This is a genomic window from Polymorphobacter sp. (genome assembly GCF_048007885.1).
In the GTDB taxonomy this organism is placed as follows: domain Bacteria; phylum Pseudomonadota; class Alphaproteobacteria; order Sphingomonadales; family Sphingomonadaceae; genus Sandarakinorhabdus.
In genome coordinates, this window is record NZ_CP180346.1 from 1,882,768 (window position 1) to 1,900,168 (window position 17,401).

15 protein-coding genes are annotated in these 17,401 nt (G+C 66.8%); 6 read left to right on the forward strand and 9 right to left on the reverse strand.

What is annotated here, in order from left to right:
• Positions 1-42 precede the first annotated feature (42 nt).
• The 3 genes from ACMVO5_RS08845 to ACMVO5_RS08855 are packed head-to-tail and all read left to right on the forward strand — an operon-like array spanning position 43 to position 2,143.
• The gene (locus tag ACMVO5_RS08845) at positions 43-639 is read left to right on the forward strand and encodes a LemA family protein (protein WP_416907153.1); all 597 of its coding nucleotides are present in this window, start codon (positions 43-45) and stop codon (positions 637-639) included.
• Complete coding sequence (locus ACMVO5_RS08850) at positions 639-1,472, forward strand: TPM domain-containing protein (RefSeq protein ID WP_416907154.1); 834 nt, start codon at positions 639-641, stop codon at positions 1,470-1,472. Before ACMVO5_RS08845 ends, ACMVO5_RS08850 begins: the two co-directional genes overlap by 1 nt.
• 2 nt (positions 1,473-1,474) lie before the next feature.
• Positions 1,475-2,143 (forward strand): TPM domain-containing protein, encoded by a 669-nt coding sequence (locus ACMVO5_RS08855; protein WP_416907155.1) that lies wholly within the window; start codon positions 1,475-1,477, stop codon positions 2,141-2,143.
• A 13-nt stretch (positions 2,144-2,156) separates the two neighbouring features.
• Here ACMVO5_RS08855 and ACMVO5_RS08860 read toward each other — a convergent pair whose 3' ends face one another.
• The 4 genes from ACMVO5_RS08860 to ACMVO5_RS08875 all read right to left on the reverse strand — a co-directional run bounded on the left by ACMVO5_RS08860 (position 2,157) and on the right by ACMVO5_RS08875 (position 6,562).
• Positions 2,157-2,771, reverse strand: coding sequence for a glutathione S-transferase family protein (locus ACMVO5_RS08860; RefSeq protein ID WP_416907156.1), 615 nt, complete (start codon positions 2,769-2,771; stop codon positions 2,157-2,159).
• A 28-nt stretch (positions 2,772-2,799) separates the two neighbouring features.
• Entirely contained in the window at positions 2,800-4,128 is a 1,329-nt protein-coding gene (locus ACMVO5_RS08865) for an MFS transporter (protein ID WP_416907157.1), read from the reverse strand.
• A gap of 73 nt (positions 4,129-4,201) precedes the next feature.
• Complete coding sequence (locus ACMVO5_RS08870) at positions 4,202-4,957, reverse strand: hypothetical protein (RefSeq protein WP_416907158.1); 756 nt, start codon at positions 4,955-4,957, stop codon at positions 4,202-4,204.
• A 9-nt stretch (positions 4,958-4,966) separates the two neighbouring features.
• Positions 4,967-6,562: a lysine--tRNA ligase gene (locus ACMVO5_RS08875; RefSeq protein WP_416907159.1), complete on the reverse strand. Its 1,596-nt coding sequence runs from the start codon at positions 6,560-6,562 to the stop codon at positions 4,967-4,969.
• A 20-nt stretch (positions 6,563-6,582) separates the two neighbouring features.
• On the opposite strand from ACMVO5_RS08875, the gene ACMVO5_RS08880 reads away from it, so the two are divergent.
• The 3 genes from ACMVO5_RS08880 to ACMVO5_RS08890 are packed head-to-tail and all read left to right on the forward strand — an operon-like array spanning position 6,583 to position 10,506.
• Positions 6,583-9,357 (forward strand): ATP-dependent DNA helicase, encoded by a 2,775-nt coding sequence (locus tag ACMVO5_RS08880; RefSeq protein ID WP_416907160.1) that lies wholly within the window; start codon positions 6,583-6,585, stop codon positions 9,355-9,357.
• Positions 9,354-9,905, forward strand: coding sequence for a SixA phosphatase family protein (locus tag ACMVO5_RS08885; RefSeq protein WP_416909345.1), 552 nt, complete (start codon positions 9,354-9,356; stop codon positions 9,903-9,905). Before ACMVO5_RS08880 ends, ACMVO5_RS08885 begins: the two co-directional genes overlap by 4 nt.
• A gap of 25 nt (positions 9,906-9,930) precedes the next feature.
• Entirely contained in the window at positions 9,931-10,506 is a 576-nt protein-coding gene (locus ACMVO5_RS08890) for a VOC family protein (RefSeq protein ID WP_416907161.1), read from the forward strand.
• Positions 10,507-10,546: 40 nt separating this feature from the next.
• On the opposite strand, the gene ACMVO5_RS08895 is transcribed toward ACMVO5_RS08890, so the two are convergent.
• From ACMVO5_RS08895 to ACMVO5_RS08915, 5 genes are all read right to left on the reverse strand, one after another.
• A complete protein-coding gene (locus tag ACMVO5_RS08895; RefSeq protein WP_416907162.1) occupies positions 10,547-12,973 on the reverse strand; it encodes a TonB-dependent receptor in 2,427 nt (808 codons plus the stop codon).
• 84 nt (positions 12,974-13,057) lie between these two features.
• Positions 13,058-13,960, reverse strand: coding sequence for a hypothetical protein (locus tag ACMVO5_RS08900; protein WP_416907163.1), 903 nt, complete (start codon positions 13,958-13,960; stop codon positions 13,058-13,060).
• Positions 13,957-15,192 carry a serine hydrolase domain-containing protein gene (locus ACMVO5_RS08905; RefSeq protein WP_416907164.1) on the reverse strand — a complete coding sequence of 412 codons (1,236 nt, stop codon included), beginning with the start codon at positions 15,190-15,192 and terminating at the stop codon, positions 13,957-13,959. Before ACMVO5_RS08905 ends, ACMVO5_RS08900 begins: the two co-directional genes overlap by 4 nt.
• Positions 15,189-16,394, reverse strand: coding sequence for a serine hydrolase domain-containing protein (locus ACMVO5_RS08910; RefSeq protein ID WP_416907165.1), 1,206 nt, complete (start codon positions 16,392-16,394; stop codon positions 15,189-15,191). Before ACMVO5_RS08910 ends, ACMVO5_RS08905 begins: the two co-directional genes overlap by 4 nt.
• A 95-nt stretch (positions 16,395-16,489) precedes the next feature.
• Positions 16,490-17,344 carry a LytTR family DNA-binding domain-containing protein gene (locus tag ACMVO5_RS08915; RefSeq protein ID WP_416907166.1) on the reverse strand — a complete coding sequence of 285 codons (855 nt, stop codon included), beginning with the start codon at positions 17,342-17,344 and terminating at the stop codon, positions 16,490-16,492.
• Positions 17,345-17,401: the final 57 nt, after the last annotated feature.

Here is a 17,401-nt window from a genome sequence, read left to right on the forward strand (position 1 = left end):
TCAACTGCCGATTGCCCTGAGCCCGTTATCCAGAGAGGAATTTTGATGATTGCTGCCCGCTATTCGAAACATGCGCTGGTGATTGCCATGGCAGTGACGCTTTCGGGATGCGGAATCAATTCGATTCCGACGGCCGAGGAGAATGTGAAGGCGAAATGGGCCGATGTGGAAAACCAGTATCAGCGGCGCGCTGACCTCATCCCCAATCTCGTCAACACGGTGAAGGGCTTCGCTGCACAGGAGAGCGAGGTGCTGGAGGCAGTGACGCGGGCGCGGGCCAGCGCCACGCAGGTGACGGTGGACCCGACCAAGCTCTCCGACCCGGCACAGATGGCGGCCTTCGAACAGGCGCAGGGGCAGGTCGGCTCGGCGCTGGGGCGGCTGCTGGTGACGGTGGAGAAATATCCCGAGCTCAAGTCGAACGAAAACTTCCTGCAGCTTCAGTCCCAGCTTGAAGGCACCGAGAATTGCATCGCCGTGGCGCGGCGCGACTATAATCAGGCGGTGCAGGCCTATAATACCGAGATCCGCACCTTCCCGGCCATCATCGCCGCCAAGGTGGTCTATGGGGCCGAGCCGATCGCGCCCTTCAAGGCCACCACCGTGGGAGCCGAGACGGCACCGACCGTCAGCTTCTGATGGCGCGCGGGTCGCCCGAAGACGAGCGCACCGAGGACCGCCTCGGCCGGCTGATCATGCTGCTGCTGGTCGTGCTGGCGCTGGTGACGACCATCGTCGGCCTGGCGCGCGAAGCGCGCGCCCAGCCAGCCTTTCCGCCGCTTGAGGGACGGGTTACCGACGCGGCGCAAATCCTGCCCGGGGACGTTGCCGCGCAGATCGAGGCCGCGCTGAAGGAGCTGGAAGACACGACCGGCACGCAGCTTGTCATCGCCACCGTGCCGAGCCTGCAGGGCTATGAGATTGAGGATTATGGCTATCAGCTCGGGCGCGCCTGGGGCATTGGCCAGAAGGACGACGACAATGGCGCGATCCTGCTGGTCGCGCCCAATGAGCGCAAGGTGCGCATCGAGGTGGGCTATGGCCTTGAGGGCGTGCTCACCGACGCGATGACATCGCAGATCATCCGCCGCCAGATCATCCCGCGCTTCAAGGCCGGGGACATGGCCGGCGGCGTGGTGGCCGGCACGGGCGAGATGATCCGCCTCTTGCAGCTGCCGCCCGAAGAAGCCGCAGCAGCGGCGCTTGCCGCCCGCGATCGGCAGCGCGCGCAGGACGAGCCCGACCCGATCGCGGTGATCTTCTGGATTGCCATCATCGTCTTGTGGATATTCTTCTCGGTGGCGCGCGGCAACCGCGGGCGCCGGCGTGGCTCGGCGATCATCTGGGGCAGCGGGATGGGCGGCGGCTGGGGCGGCGGTGGTGGCTTTGGCGGTGGTGGCGGCTATGGAGGTGGGAGCTTCGGCGGGGGCGGCGGCAGCTTTGGCGGCGGCGGCTCGTCGGGGAGCTGGTAGCTGTGTTTTCAAAAGCCGATCACGAGGCGATTTCCGAGGCCATCAAGTCAGCCGAGATGCGGACCTCGGGCGAGATCGTCGTCATCGTGTCCAGCCAGCCGCACCGCTATGGCGGGACAGCGCTCAGCCTTGCGGCGCTTGCCGCGCTGGCCCTGCCCTTTACCGCCGTGCTGTTCGGCTGGTCACCGGCCGACCTGCTGCCCGACTGGGACACGCTCGATGCGCGCAGCCACGAGCAGCGCAGCCTCGAGGTGCTGATCTGCGTGCAGGCCCTGACCTTCGCCATCACGCTGGCGCTTGGCTGGTTCACGCCGCTGGCGCGCGCCGTGACCCCGGAAGGCCTGCGCCGCGACCGGGTTCATGCCACCGCCCTGACCCAGTTCCGGGCGCGCGGGCTCGATGCCACCCAAGGCCGCACCGGCGTGCTGCTCTATGTCGACGAGCCCGACCATGTCGCCGAAGTGATCGCCGACACCGGCGTTTTCGACAAGGTGCCGCCGGAGCATTGGGCCGACACCATCGAGGCATTGACCCAGGGGTTCAGGCGCGGTCAGCCCGTCGCCGGACTGACCGCTGCCATCGCACTTGCCGGCGAGGTGCTGGCAACGCACTTTCCCTCGAAAGGGACAGCCGACCGCAACGACCTGCCCGATCATCTGATCGAGATCTGATCGCTGCCCTTCTTCAGGCCGCAGCGCTGGGCCGGGCGGCGGCGCGCTTGTGCCATTCGGGCAGCCAGGTGGCGGCGGCCGGCATGGGCTGGCCCACCGAAGCGCCGAACTCGACAAAGGCGAGCAGCAGGATGTCGGCCATGGTGAAACGGTCACCGCAGATCCATTGGCGACCCTGCATCAGGCCGTCGAGCCAGAGCAACTTTTCCTGCGCGATAGCCTTCAGCTCGGCGGCGGCGGGCGGCGTCACCAGGGTCATGCGGCTTTCGAACATCGGCCGGCCTTCGCTGGCGCGGAAGCCGTTGGCCATGGGTTCGAGAATGTAGAGGTCGATGCGGCGCGTCCACATGCGGGTTTCGGCGCGCTCTTCGGGCGTGGTGCCGATGATCGCGGGGGTGGGGTGGATCTCTTCGAGATATTCGATGATGGCAGTGATTTCGGCGACGCACTGGCCGCTGTCGAGCTCAAGCGCGGGCGTGCTGCCGCTGGGGTTGATGGCCATATAGCCGGGCGTGCGATTGTTGCCCTTCATGATGTCGATCTGCGCGGTGGGGATGCTCATGCCCTTTTCGGCAATGGCGATGCGCACCGCGCGCGGGTTGGGTCCGATGGAATCATGCAGTTTCATGGCTTCGTCTCCTCAGGTTGAACGGGGGTCAGGCACGCGCAGCCAGCGCTTCGGCGTTGCGGGCCTGGGTATCGGCGCCTATCGGCCAGCGGCGCACCAGCAGGCCGCCAAGGCCGGCAAGGGTGACGGGGGGCACGACGAACAGAAAGGTGAGTGCAGCGACGGCCTCGGGGCTGTTTTCGGTGCCCAACGCGGGCTCGAAACCGATCAGGCCAAGGAGCGGATAAGTGAGACCGACGGGAATGGCATAGCCAAACTTCTGGACGGCGGTCAGCAGCGCGTAAAATAGCCCTGTCTGCTCATTGCCAGTGCGCAGCGTCTCGGCGTCTGAGAAATCGGCGAGCATGGCGCGCAGCAGGAAGGCGGGGGCGACATAGGGCAGGCCGGCGAGCGCCATGCCAAGGCTGGCCAGCGGAAGATTGTCACGCGGGATGAGCAGGGTGCCGGACTGGCAGACCATATAGATGCCGATTGCCCAGAGCACCGCATGGTGCTTCGAGGTGCGCCGCGCGAGCCGCATCCAGAGCGGGGCCGCCGCAAGACCAGCGACGAAATAGGGGATGAGCAGCAGGCTGGCTTCGGCGGGCGTGTAGCCGCGGGCGGCCTCGAAAAAGAACAGCAGCAGGGCACCAGCAATGCCCGGCGCGATGCTCGCGAGAAGATCGACCAGAAGGATACGGCGCAGCAGCGGCAGCCTGAAGGCATCGGCCATCTCGCGCCAGCCATGCGCATGGCCCTGACCGGAGCGCGAGGCGCGCTCGGGGACCATCGTGATGTTGAGCAAAACAGTCGGAACAAGGGCAGCAGCGATCAGCCAGCCCATGGCGTGAATGCCGCCGGCGCGGTCGGCATCGAAGAGGGCGGCGGTGAAGGGCGGCACGCCGAGGATGACCAGCATGCCGACCATGTTGAAGGCCATCCACCAGCCGAAGATGCGCGAGCGCTCATGATAATCATCGGAAAGGACGGCGCCCCAGGCCATGTGGGAGACAAGGACGACCGAATAGCCGATGTACATCAGCATCAGGCCGGCGAAGGCGGCGAGCGCCGAAATGCCGGGCTGCGCGAAAAAAACCGCCAGCACACCAGCCACAAGGAGCAGCGCACCGCCCGCCATCCAGGGGCGGAAGCGCCCGAGGCGGAACTTCGACCGATCGATGAGCAGGCCAAGCACGGGATCGAGCGGGACATCGATGACGCGCACGATGAAGAAGATGAGGCCGACGACGCCAATGTCGAGCCCCAGATTGCCGGCATAATAGGGCGGCAGATGGACCACCACTGGCAGGCCGACCGCCGCCAGCGGCAGGCACGGCGCGCTGAACGCAAACAATCGGCCAAGCGGCAGGCGTGACACAGTCTCTCCCCAGGGACTGACCGGGACTTTCTGTCAGCAGGCCCGCGATGGCAAGCCTGTCGATTGCGTCAAGTCAGGCGAGCTTGCCGAAGGCGGCGAGTTGGCGCGCAAGGTCCTGCGCCGCCTTGGCGTCGCCGCTTTCGAGCACCTTGGCCAGCGCAGCGCCCTGCTCCCGAAGCTTGCGCTCGAAGGCGTCGGCGGCCGGCAGCCGCTCGATGCCCTTGAGCGCGGCGGCAGCCTTGGCGGCATTTCTGGGGCCGAGATCGAGCAGGGTCAGTGCATAAAGGGTGCGATAGGCAGGGTTGCGCGGTTCGAGGGCGAAGACCCTTTCATAGCCCTTCTCGAACTCGCTGGTCTTGGCGCCGAGCACCATGCCGGCCATGAAGCCGCCAAGCGAGGCGACGCTGCCGCCGTGCCAGCCAGCGACGGCCGACCAGGCCAGCGCATTGTCGGGATGGGCATCGCGCACGGCCTCGAACATGGCGCGACATTCCTTGGCGAGACCGGGCGACTGGGCGAGCTTGGCGCGGTAACCAACCGCGACCGCCTTTTGCAGCCGGGCTTCGGGATCGTTCGGGGTGAGGGCGAGGGCGGCGTCAAAGTCTTTTTCAGCCGCCTCGACCAGCGCTTTGGCGCGGGCCTTCTCGCTCGTTTCATAGCCGGCAAGCCAGAGATTGGCGCGGCCGGCATAGATGAGGCTCTGCGCGGTGGCTTCGGCCCGGCCCTGGTTGACCGCCTCGCGCCACTGGCCGGCGCGGAAGGCATCTTCGGCAGCGGCATTCACGGGTGCCGCGACCATGAGGGCAAGGGCAAGGACCAGGGGACGCATGACGCTTCCTTATACGCGGGCAAGGGCCTTGGCGATGAGACCGCGCGTCTCATCGAGCCCGTAAAGGGCGATGAAGCTACCCATACGCGGGCCTTGTGAACTTCCGATGAGCGTCTCGTAGAGCGCCTTGAACCAGTCACGCAGATTCTCGAACCCATGCGCCTTGCCGGCTTCATAGACTTCGGCCTGATAGGCCTCGGCATCATGGCCCGGCCCGAGCGCTGCGAGGCGGGCGTCGAGATCGGCCAGGGCTGCGGCTTCGCGCGCATCGGGCGCGCGGCGGACGAGCTGGGGGATGACGAAATCGCGCGCATAGGCGGCCGCGTGGCGCACCAGCCGGTCAAGCAGCGGGTGGCTTTCCGGGCTGGCACCTGGCGCATGGCGGGCGACATAGGCCCAGAGCCGCGCCGGGTCATCGGTGGCGGCCACCGAGGCGAGGTTGAGCAGCAGGGAGAAGCTCACTGGCAGCGTGGTTTCGGGCGGCTTGCCCTCATGGATATGGTGAAGGGGATTGCCGAGCTTCTGCTCGATGGGTTGCTCGGGATAGCGGGCGAGGAAATCGGCATAATCGTCGATGGCGCGGGGAATGACATCGAAATGCAGCCGCTTCGCCTTGCGCGGGTTCTGATACATGTAGAGCGCAAGGCTTTCGGGCGGTCCATAGACCAGCCACTCCTCGATGGTCAGGCCATTGCCCTTGGACTTGGAGATCTTCTGGCCCTGGGCATCGAGGAACAGCTCATAGTTGAAGCCGGCGGGCGGGGCGGCACCAAGCACGCGCGCGACGCGGCCCGAGAGCGTGACCGAATCGATGAGATCCTTGCCGGCCATTTCATAATCGACCCCGAGCGCGACCCAGCGCATCGCCCAGTCCACCTTCCATTGCAACTTGCAGTGGCCGCTAGTGACGGGAACGGTGACAGTCTCGCCGCTTTGCGGATGGACGTAGCTGACCGTGCCGGCAGCCACGTCACGCCCGGCGAGCGGCACCTGCAGCACCTGGCCAGTGGCGGGATCGACGGGCAGGAAAGGCGCATAGGTGGCGCGGCGCTCGGGGCCGAGCGTGGGCAGGATGACATTGGCGACCTCGTCATGATGGGCGAGGATCTTGCGCAGCGTCGCATCGAAGCGGCCCGACGTGTAGCAATCGGTGGCCGAGAGAAATTCGTAATCGAAGCCGAAACTGTCGAGAAAGGCGCGCAGCCGGGCGTTGTTGTGGGCGCCGAAGCTGTCATGGGTGCCAAAGGGATCGGGGACGCGGGTGAGCGGCTTGCCGAGGCTGGCGCGCAGCAGTTCGGGGTTTGGCAGGCCGTCGGGCACCTTGCGCAGGCCGTCCATGTCATCGGAAAAGGCGATCAGCCGGGTCTTGATGCCCGGCGCCATCTCTTCAAAGGCGCGTCGCACCATGGTGGTGCGCACAACCTCGCCGAAGGTGCCGATATGGGGCAGGCCGGACGGGCCATAGCCGGTTTCAAACAGCACGCCGTCGGCCGGAAAGCCGCCGGCTTCGTAGCGTGCGATGAGCTTGCGCGCCTCTTCATAGGGCCAGGCCTTGCTGGCGAGCGCGGCGGCGCGGATCTCGGCGGGTGCTTCTTTGTGCATCATTTCTCGTCTATTCCTGTGTGATGGCTTCTGGCGGTGATGGTTCGGGCGCGCAAGCCCCGCAGGATGCGCCCGATGCGCTCATCGCCACCCATGCCGGTGTCTGGGTGGCGTCAGGGGGCGGCGTGGCCAAGGCGGTGTCGCGGCGGGAGGCCATCCGCCGCGCCGCCGACCGGCCGCACCTGTTGATCAATGCGCCGGTGACGGCGAGTCGGCTGGGCTATCCCGAGCTCTCCGGGCTCGACCTGCTTGAGCTCTTCGCCTTTGTGCATCCCGCACGCTTTGCCGTGCCAACACCGGGCGGGCTGGCCGCCGCGCTGGCCATCGACGGGCCAGCCTCAGGGCATGACACCGGCTTTCTGATGCGCGCGATGCAGGCGCTGCTGGCGCGGCTGGAGGCGCCCGACTGGCCGCAGCGGCGCGGCGCGCATCTGGTGTTCGCCGGGCTGTCGCGCCACCGCTGGCCATGGTCGCCCTGGGTGCGGCCGCGGCTGCGCGCCCCTGAAACGCCGGAGCGCAGCCTGTTCACGGTGTTGCCGCGCTGGGAGGAAGCGCCGCTGCGCGAAAGCCCGCGTGCCGTGAGCCTGGCGACAGAGACGGTGCAGGCCCGGCTGCGCGCCATCGTGGGGGAGAACGCCGAGCCCCGCCCCGGCCAGCGCGCCTATGCCGACGCCGTCACCGAGGCCTTTCAGCCGCGTGTGGCGGCGGGGGCGCCGCGGCTGGTGCTGGCCGAAGCCGGAACCGGCATTGGCAAGACATTGGGCTATCTGGCGCCGGCGATCAGCTGGGCCGAGGCCGCGGGCGGCGCGGTGTGGCTGAGCACCTATACACGCGCCCTGCAGCGCCAGCTCGATGCTGAAGCGGCGCGGGTGGTGCCGGATGCGCGCGGCCGGGTTGTGGTGCGCAAGGGGCGGGAGAATTATCTCTGCCTGCTCAACCTTGAAGACGCGGTGCAGGGCGGCTTTCAGAACCGGGCGGCGCATTTTGCCCAGCTGGTGGCGCGCTGGGCGGAATATAGCCGCGACGGCGACATGATCGGCGGCGACCTGCCGGGCTGGCTGCCGCGCCTGTTTGGCCGCACCAGCTTTGCCGGGCTGACCGACCGGCGCGGCGAGTGCATTTATGCCGCCTGCCCGCATTATCGCAGCTGTTTCATCGAGCGGGCGACCCGGGCCAGTGCGGCGGCCGATCTGGTGATCGCCAATCATGCGCTGGTGATGATCAATGCCGTGCGCGGCCGCGCCGAGGGGCAGGCGCTGACGCGGATGGTGTTTGATGAAGGTCATCATCTGTTCGACGCCGCCGACAATGGCTTTGCCGTGGCGCTGACCGGCCGTGAGGCGGTGGAGCTGAAGAACTGGCTGCTGGGGCCGCCGACGGCGAAGAGCGGGCGGCGGCGCGGGCTGGCGGCGCGGCTGGCGGACATCACCAGCCATGATGCCCGCGCCGCCGAACTGGTGGAGGCGATTGCCGACGCCGCGCGCGCGTTGCCGGGGGAAGGCTGGCTGGCGCGCACGGCGGCAGGCGAGGGCGAGGGCAGCGTCGAGCGGCTACTCACAGTCGTGCGCACCCAGGTTCTGGCGCAGGCAGCGGCGCGCGATCTCGATGCACCCTATGGGCTGGAAACCGAGATTGCCGAACCGCTGCCAATGCTGATCGAGACGGCGGCGGCGGCCGCGACTGCGCTTTCGCGCATGGGCGGGCCGATGGCAGGGCTGGCGGCGCATCTGGAGGCGGTGCTCGATGACCCGCCCGACTGGCTGGACACCTCGGGCCGGGCGCGGGTGGAGGGTGCGGCGGCCGGGCTGACGCTGCGCTGCGAGCTGCTGGCGGCCTGGGGCGCGCTGCTGGCGCGGCTGGGCGGGCCGGCGGATGCGAAGTTTGTCGACTGGCTGGCAGTGCCGCGGGTCGAGGGGCGCGATTATGATATCGGGCTGCACCGCCACTGGCTCGACCCGATGCAGCCCTTTGCCAAGCTGGTGCTGGCGCCTGCGCACGGCGCGCTCATCACCTCGGCGACGCTGCGCGGGCGCGGCGGCGAGAGCCACGATGACGGCTGGGCGGCGGCGGACGCGCTGACAGGCGCGCGCCATCTGACAAGCCCGGTCAGGCATTTCTTCACACCGAGCCCGTTCGACTATGCGGCGCGGGCCAAGGTGTTGATCGTCACCGATGTGCGCAAGGGCGATGTATCCGGGCTGGCGCAGGCGTTTCGCGGGCTTATCGAGGCCGCTGGCGGGGGCACGCTGGCGCTGTTCACGGCGATCGCGCGTCTGCGTGCCGTGCATGCCCGCATTTCTGACCCGCTGGCCCGCGCCGGGCTGCCGCTTTATGCGCAGCACGTTGACCCGATCGATACGGGCACGCTGGTCGACATCTTCCGCGCCGAGCGCAAGGCCTCGCTGATGGGCACCGACGCGCTGCGCGACGGGGTGGATGTGCCGGGCGAGGCGCTGCGGCTGGTGGTGATGGAAGGCGTGCCCTGGCCGCGGCCGACGGTTTTGCACAGCGCGCGGCGGGCGGCAGCGGCCAGCGCACAGGCTTATGACGACCGGGTGGTGATGGGGCGGCTGGCACAGGCCTTTGGCCGGCTCATTCGCCGCGCCGATGACAGCGGCTTTTTCGTGCTCATCGGCGCGGCGATGCCCTCGCGACTACACGCCGCCTTTCCGGCTGACACACCGATCCTGCGGGTGACGCTGGAGGATGCGGTGGCGATGGTGAAACACCATGGCTTGCAGGGGCGCGCGGACGCCGCCATGGTGCGCGGCGACGCCAATCCGGGGACGTGCGAGTGAAGACGCTGACGCTGCTGCGCCATGCCAAATCAGGCTATGACGACCCGTTGCTGCGCGATTTCGACCGGCCTCTGAATGACCGGGGCCGGCGCGCTGCGGTGCGCATCGGCGAGTGGCTGCGCGCGGCGCGGCGGCGCGGTGACATGCCGGAGTTTGACCATGTCGCGGCCTCGCCGGCGGTGCGCTGCCGCCAGACCATCGAAGGTGTCGAACAGGGCCTGGGTCAGCCGCTGGCGCCGATCTATGAGAAGCGCATCTATCTGAGCTCGTCGGCCACGCTGGTCGAGCTGGTGGCGGGCTTTGCTGCGCATCATGACCATGCCCTGCTGGTCGGGCATAATCCGGGGCTGGAGGACCTGCTGCTGGAGCTGGTGCCGCCGGGCAGCGGCGCGGCGCGCGACCAGGCCGAGATCAAATATCCCACCGCCACGCTGGCGCGGCTTGATCTCGATATCGAGCGCTGGGCGCAGGTGGATGGCGGCCATGCCGCACTGGTCCATTTCATTCGCCCGCGCGATCTCGACCCCAGCCTTGGCCCGGATGACTAGACGCCGATCATCAAGGAGACTCCCAATGCGCGTTTTTGCTGCAGCCCTGCTCGCTCTCGCCGCGCCCGTTGCGGCGCAAACTGCCACCGGCAAAGTGGCCGCCGGCGTGGAGACGCCGGAAACGCGCATCCCCACCGATGTGCGGCGGCTGACGATCCTCGTGCGGAACATGGAAAACAGTCTGAAGCTCTACCGCGATGTGATCGGGCTGAAGGTCAATTACGACCAGAATCTGACCGTGTCGGGCGTCGCGCTGCCTGCCGGACAGCCCGGCAATCCGGTGCGGCTGGTGCTGTTGAACGGCAATGATCCCTTCATCGGCTGGATCGGGCTGATGGAATATTCCAACCCGCCACTGGAAGCTGCGGCAGACTATCCCAAGCGGCTGCAGGCCGGCGGCACGGTGCTGATCCTGAATACCGATGATGCCGCCAAGCGCTGCGAGATGGCCAAGTCGGTGCCGGGCGTGACCTTTACAGCAGAGGTGCGCGAGCAGCGCTATCCGGGCCGCGGCGGCGGCCCGGAAATCGTGGTGATCGGGTGCAATTTCTTCGACCCCGACGGCCTGCTCATCGAGATGAACCAGATCGTCTCCCAATAGCAAGCCATGGGCGGGCCGGGCGCGCCGGCCCGCCTGAGGCTCAGAAATTGGCTGTCAGGCGCACGCCGACTTCGCGCTTCCGGGGCAGGACGCCGAACGACTTGCGGTTACCCCCCGCGGCGCTGGTGTCGCCACCCAGCGTATCCCAGCTCAGGTTGTTGGTGAGGTTGTTGCCATAGACCTCAAGGCCGACCTGCTTGCTGATATTGGCGCCGACACGGGCGTTGAACCGCCAATAGCCGGGCACGCTGTTGAACTCGAAATTGTCCACGAAGAAGCTGCCCGTGTAGAGGGCATCGACCCGGAAGAAGGCGCCCGGCTCGTAGGAAAGCAGCTGGCCCATGTCGAATTCGGTCGAAATGCTGCCGGTGATCTCCGGGTTCCAGCGGGGCCGCTTGCCAGCCGAATCGATCTGCACGCCGCCGGTGATGAGGCCCGGCGCCAGAACGGCATTGGCCAGCGAGCCGGCGGCGCCGAAGTTCTGCAGCTCGATGTCGTTGTAGTTCGCGTTCGCGGTCACGCGAAGCCACGGGGTGGGCGTGATGTTCGCCTCGAAATCGAGACCGCGGATGCGCGAATCGCCGGGCAGGTTGAGCGGCACGAAGCCAGGGCTCAAGTCGGCGAAAACCTGATCATCCCAATCGAACCAATAGGCCGCGAGCGAATAGTAGAGCCAGTCATTGGCCTGGTGCTTGATGCCGACTTCATAGGCGGTCAGCGTCTGGACCGGCGTGAAGAAGCCCACGGTTGTCGCATCAAGGCCCGAGCCCGGCACAGCGACCGCATAGTTGTTGGCATTGGTGGCCACGCCCTGAATGTTGCTCTTCGACCAGCTGGCATAGAGGTTGAGATCGGGCGAGGGCTGGTAGGAGAGGATGACGCGCGGCATGAACTTGCTGAACGCCTGCTCGACGTTCTGCGCTGCCGGCGTTTCAGTGGGCAGAATTTCGGTCGGCCCGTTGAAGACGATGGTCTGGCTGTCGCGGTTCCAGCGGCCTTCGAGCGAGAGTGTCAGCTGATCGGTGAAATCATAGTCGATCGAGCCGAAGATCCCGTAATTCTCGCCGCTTTCGAAGTTGAGGACCTTGCGGGCAGCGAGGTTCGAGGCTTCGATGTCCTGCTTGTAGTAGCTGAAGCCGAGCATGTAGCGCAGCTTGCCGGTGTCGGCGGAGGTGTAGCGCACCTCGGCGTAGCTGTCCCGCGTCCAGCGGATGAAGCCGAAGAGAGCGGCGCCGAGATCGCGGCGCTCGCCGAAGAAGGCATCCGCGATATTGTAGTTGTTCGAATCACCGCGCGAGACCGTGGCGGTGATCGTGGCATCGTTGGGCAGAGTATAGTCAGCCGACACATTGGCGCGCCAGACACTGTATTTGCCGCCCAGGCCATCGGGCGCTTCAAGACCGCCGCGGTTTTCAAGCTCGACCGGCAGGGTGGTGGCGAGAGCCGTGGTGACCGCGCCGAAGGCCGGGAAATCGGCACCGAATTTGCCGGCGGCCGTGAAGAGCGGCGGCTGGTCGTCCCAATCCGGGAAGTCGCGGCAGTGGAAGGCGCGGGTCGACTGCGACAGGTCGGTCGAGAAGGCGCCGAGATTGGCGCCGGTGACAACGTTGCGCAGATTGCCGGAGAAGGTGCCGTTGCACTGTCCCGCAGGCGTGGTGGCCGCCTGCGACTGCTGGGATATCGTGTCCTGCGAATCGACGTAGAAGCCGTTGACCTTGATCTTCAGCGATTCGCTTGGCTTGAAGACCAATGTGCCCATGATCGCATCGGTATCGATCTGGCCATAGGGATCGCCATTGCCATAGGCCCAGTCAGCCCCCACGCGCTCGGTCATGCCGGCGATGCGGATGCCGATGGTGTCGGTGAGCGGGCCACCGACGGCGAGGGTGACGTTATGGCTGTCGCCGTCGGTGGGAGCGTAGGAGACCAGCGCCCGGCCCGACCAGCTTTCGCCGGGCTCGACGGGAATGAAATTGACCGCGCCCGAGAAGGTGTTGCGGCCGAAGAAGGCGGTCTGCGGTCCCTTGATGACTTCAACCCGGCCAAGATCGAACAGCGGCAGGATGCTGACACCGTCAGACATATAGGCGCCGTCCCAGAACACCGCGCCGGTGCGCGAGGCGGGCGTGTTGACCACGGCTTCGAGGCCGCGGAAGCGGATCAGCGGGGTGACACGGTCGTTGTTGTTGAAATCCAGGCCCGGCGCAAAAGATGACAGGTCATCGAGCGAGTTGATGCCGAGACGATCAAGATCCTTCTGGGCGAATGCGGTGACCGAGACCGGGATCTCGACGAGCGTTTCGTCGCGCTTTCTGGCCGTGACGATGATTTCGGCAGCGGTCGTCCGCTCGGCCGATGCCGAGGCCCCCTGCGCGGCCGTTTCCTGCGCCATGACCGGCGCCACGGCGCCGACCAGCGTGGCCGACGAGAGCAGGCTTGCGCCAAGCATTGCTGTCTTCAGTGTCATGTCATGTCTCCTGTTCTGTTTTGGTGATTGATGATTGTCCGAATTGCCCCGTTTACGTTTCGTGCCTGTCCGTTTCGTCCCCGCTCATCCATCCAGCCAGGCCACGGGCCGGTCGAATTCCGCCCATCGCGGCTGGAGAAGTTCGGGGTGCTCGCGCTCGGTGCGGGCCAGGAACTCGCGCGGCAGATCTTGCGGGCCGTTCAGCTTGCGGCCGTCATAGAAGCCGAGCATGTGGCCCTTGATGCCCTCCATTCCCAGCCATTCGGGGAAGGGAAAGACATAGGAGCCGGCAAAGTGCGTCGGCAGCGAGGTGATGGCCGGATTTTCGAAATCGGCGAGCCGCACCCATTGGCAGGAATTCTCGATGTGCGTCACCGGCCAGTCGGGCGGCGCGGTGCGGACGCTGTCGAGCTTCATCAGCTCGTCCTCGATGCGGAACTGGCGGTAGGGCTGGACGAAGGTCTTCCCATCCGAACGGAGATTGCGGAAGCCTTTCGGTGAGCCCAGCGTGCCGGGATCATTGAGCAGCAGCGTGGGCATCGCCTTGACCCGGCGACCGGTCATTGGATTGTCCACCGTCTCGGCAAAGACACCGGTTTCGAGATCGCGCACATAGGAGAGGTTATGGGCGTGGATGCGGTATTCCAGCCCCCTCAAGCGGCGGAAATAGCTGTATTCAATGCCTTCGTAGCGCATCAGCGGAAAGGGCGAGCGGCCCTCGGCGATGACATAGGCGATCCAGTTGTACCAGGTCAGCGTCGTGCCCTCGCGCTCGACAAGGTCGCGCTCGATGCGCAGGTGCTGGCGAAAGGCCTCATCCTCATCCTCGAAGCGGACATATTCGGAGACGACCTTGGACAGCGCGAGCTGGCCGCCGCGCGGCTGGACGATGGTGGCCCGGGTCGGGCCGGCGCTCATCGCGCCGCCAGCCGCGCCAAGCGCGGCGCCGGCGAAGAAGCGACGGCTGATCGGGGGAAGAGGGTTCATTTCCGGAGGCTCCGCAGCGCCGTGTTGACAAGAAAGGCCATGTCCCAATCGGGATGCGAGGGCCCGTGACGAAAGATGACGAGATCGGCCGAAGGGACGATGTGGACGATGCGCCAGCCGCCGCCCTCCATCATCAGGACATCGTCGGCGAGAAAAGGTTCGGACTGGGGGACCAGCCCCTTCTGGCCCTGAAAATAGGGGCGCATGGCGACAAAGGGGTGGCCCCGCCACAGGCCGAGGCCGAAATTGGGATTGGCTGGCGAGGGCGCAGCCATGGTCCCTGTCCAGCCCTGCGGCAGCACCTGCGTGCCCTGCCAGCGGCCAGCATCGGCCACCAGCAGCCCGAGCCGCGCCCAATCCATGGCCCGCGCCCGCATGCAGCACATCATCCGCGCAACGCCCCCCGGCCGGTCAAGCTGGACATAGGCATCGCTGGCGCCAATCTTCGACCAGACCCGTTCCGAGAGCAGGGTCTCGATCCGCGTGCCCATCGCCTGCTCGATGACATGGGCGAGGAGCTGCATGTTTTCCTGCGCCACCTCGAACTTCGCACCCGGCGTGCCGGTCAGATCATAGGCAAGGGCGGCCCGCACGACGTCGCCGCAATAGACCAGGCAGAGGTCCTTGTTGCCGAGCAGCTGGGTGATCGGCAGGCTCGGCGCGACTTCGAGGCCGGACGCGTTTTGCGCCAGCTGGCGAACGGTAACCTGCCCGCGCGGATCATCGGCCCAGGCCGGGATATGCCGGCCGATCGGATCATCAAGCTCAAGCTTGCCGTCTGCAACCGCGAAACCAAGAAGCAGCGGCGTGACGCTGCGGGTGATGGCCCGACCATTGAGCGCGGCTTCGGCGGTGGCGCCGTTCCAATAGCGTTCGAGCTGGATCACGCCCCTGTGAATGACGATCAGCGCGGTGCTGTCCCTGGCCTTCGCCCAGTCCTCCATCGCCGCCAGCGCTGCAGTCGGGATTGTCGTCTTGCCGTCGGCACGCGGCAGGTCAGCCGGGGCCGCGCCGTGCACTGGCTGGGCGGGCCAGTAGAAATAGGGATCCGGCTCGTAGACATTTTTCGGGGCCGAAATGATCCGCCAGAACAGCACGGGATCGTTGAACATGGGATCGGTGATCGCCGTGTCGGGATCGGCGATGCCGGGCGGCATCTCGGCCTGCTGCGCCGCTACCGGGCTCGAAACCATCGCCAGCGCAGCGGCGATCATGGCCATCAGCCGCGTCACTGCGTCTGCTCCGGGGGCAGTGCTGCGATGACGGCATTGGCCAGCGCGGCGTCGTCCCAATCGGCGATCTCGGCGCCCGTGCGCACGATCACCAGCCGGCGCGAGGGCACAACATAGACACGCTGCCCGCCATAGCCATCGAAGAAGAAGGTGTCGTCGGCCAGATAGGGCGCGCTGTGGCGCACACCAAAGGGCCCGTTCGGCCGATAGTTGCGCACTGGCCGCCAGGGGCTGCCACGCCAGATCAGCTGGCCATAGGCAGGGTTCGCCGCACTGGGGGCGAGCAGCGCATCACGGCGCGCTCTGGGCAGCAGATCGCCCTCACCCATCAAAACCAGGCCGAGCCGCAGCCAGTCACGGGCGGAGGCAATCAGGCAGCAATAGCCGTGCGGCGTGCCGTCTGCGCGGTCCATCCACAGGCCGCCGGGCGCTTCGGCGATGCGGCGCCAGAGGCGGCGTGCCAGATAATCCTCATAGGCCATGCCGGTGGCGGCTTCGAGCACGGCGAGCAGCAGTTGCGGATTGACGTTGTTATATTCGAACACCGCACCCGGCGGCTTTACCTGCACCGCCTCACGCGCCACCGCCGCAATGTCGGTGCCGTGGAACAGCCTGACGGCAAAGGCGTCCGGCCCGGTTTCGCCCGGCGGCGGCAGGGCCAGGCCAGAGGCCATTTCGAGGAGGTGGCGGATGCGGATGATGCCCAGTGGCTGCGGGGTCCAGTCACCGAGATAATCGCTGACGGGCGCCTCGATGCTGGCGAGGTGACCATCTTCAAGGGCGAGCGCGATCATCATCGCCAGCACCGACTTGTGCATCGACTGGGACTGGGTGCGCGTGGCGGCATCGGCGCCGGGGCCATAATGTTCGAGCCAAAGCGCCCCGTCGTGCCAGACCAGAAGCGCCGTGGACTGGGCAGCCTCGGCCAGCGCAACGGCCTTGGCGAAGCGCCCGCCATCGTCGGGCGCGGAGGCCAGGGCAAGCGGCGCTGCGGCGGCCGGCAGTGTCGCCAGCGGCTTGAACCAGTCCACATCGAGCGCCAGACGGCCGCTTGGCGCGGTGCGCAGGCGCTCGGCGAGAATGTCGTCACCGGCGGGCGCGGCGGCAAGCATGAGCGGAAGGGCCGGCAAGGCAGCGAGCCGCGCCCAGTGACGCGCCCGCGCGCCGCCAGCCGATCTGGCGCTCTCACGCCTCATCTGCATCTGCCCCCTCATGACTCCCCTTTTCACACCCGAGCGGGGGCGCTTCTCCAGCGGATTGTCACGAACGGGCGTTCGTGACAGGGCCGCGGACGCGTTCAGCCGCTCGTGAGCGCGTCGCTGGTGAGCAGGATGGCCTGCTCGTAACGGCTGCTGACCGGGATGGCGGTGCCGTCCGCCAGCCGGAGCTGCAGCGACTTGCCGCTGTCGACATGATGAACCTTGCCAAAGGCCACCCAGTGCGACCGGTGCACCTGCAGGCCTGTGCCCGGTGGCATCTGGGCGAGCGCCGCGCGGAAGGAATGGCGGATCATGCGGCTGCCGAAGCGGGTGTGGAGCCTGAGATAATGTTCCTCCGCGCTGATCGCGTGCAGATCGTCGAGCAGGATGCCGGCCGCCTGACAAAACTCGGGACATGCCGCATCGCTGGGGGCGGATGGGAAAGCAGCGGGCGTTGAGGGCGAAGATGACGGGGGCGCAGCGACCGGCAAGCTGGACGTCTCGCGATAGACCGGGAAGCCGAGCTTCTCGATGAAGAGCAGGTTGAGCACGGTCCAGGTGAGCATGCCGGGGACGTTGATGAGCAGGAACCGCTCGACATGCTGCCAGAAGGTCTTCTCGGCGAGCCCGCCCGAAAAATGCGAGAGCTGGGGCGCCACCAGTGCGACCATTTCGAAGACCAGCTGATTATAGGGGCGAAAGATCAGCAGGCTGAGCATGAAGCCGACCATGAGCAACGGCACCAGCGGCAGGCTACGGAACCCCGGCACGCGCGCCAGAACCCGTGTCGTGAGCCAGGCCGTGAACATGCCCGGGACATTGAAGAGCAAGGCGAAACAGAGCGCCGGCCAGATATCGGCGCTGTCCATCACCGGCGCCTGCAACGACGTCTGCATGGTGGCAACGATCGAGGGGGCAACGAGGAAGAAGAGCAGCAGCGTGCCAAGCGACACGGGTTCGCGCCGGGCCGCCCTGGAGCTTGCCTGCCGCGTTGCAAGAACGGGCGAATG

Excerpts from the sequence above, each read along its gene's own strand:
- ACMVO5_RS08860 (WP_416907156.1), bottom strand. The coding sequence starts at position 2,771 with ATGAAACTGCATGATTCCATCGGACCCAACCCGCGCGCGGTGCGCATC.
- ACMVO5_RS08900 (WP_416907163.1), bottom strand. The coding sequence starts at position 13,960 with ATGAACCCTCTTCCCCCGATCAGCCGTCGCTTCTTCGCCGGCGCCGCG.
- ACMVO5_RS08895 (WP_416907162.1), bottom strand. The coding sequence starts at position 12,973 with ATGACACTGAAGACAGCAATGCTTGGCGCAAGCCTGCTCTCGTCGGCC.
- ACMVO5_RS08875 (WP_416907159.1), bottom strand. The coding sequence starts at position 6,562 with ATGATGCACAAAGAAGCACCCGCCGAGATCCGCGCCGCCGCGCTCGCC.
- ACMVO5_RS08890 (WP_416907161.1), top strand. The coding sequence starts at position 9,931 with ATGCGCGTTTTTGCTGCAGCCCTGCTCGCTCTCGCCGCGCCCGTTGCG.
- ACMVO5_RS08850 (WP_416907154.1), top strand. The coding sequence starts at position 639 with ATGGCGCGCGGGTCGCCCGAAGACGAGCGCACCGAGGACCGCCTCGGC.
- ACMVO5_RS08870 (WP_416907158.1), bottom strand. The coding sequence starts at position 4,957 with ATGCGTCCCCTGGTCCTTGCCCTTGCCCTCATGGTCGCGGCACCCGTG.
- ACMVO5_RS08910 (WP_416907165.1), bottom strand. The coding sequence starts at position 16,394 with ATGCAGATGAGGCGTGAGAGCGCCAGATCGGCTGGCGGCGCGCGGGCG.
- ACMVO5_RS08880 (WP_416907160.1), top strand. The coding sequence starts at position 6,583 with ATGGCTTCTGGCGGTGATGGTTCGGGCGCGCAAGCCCCGCAGGATGCG.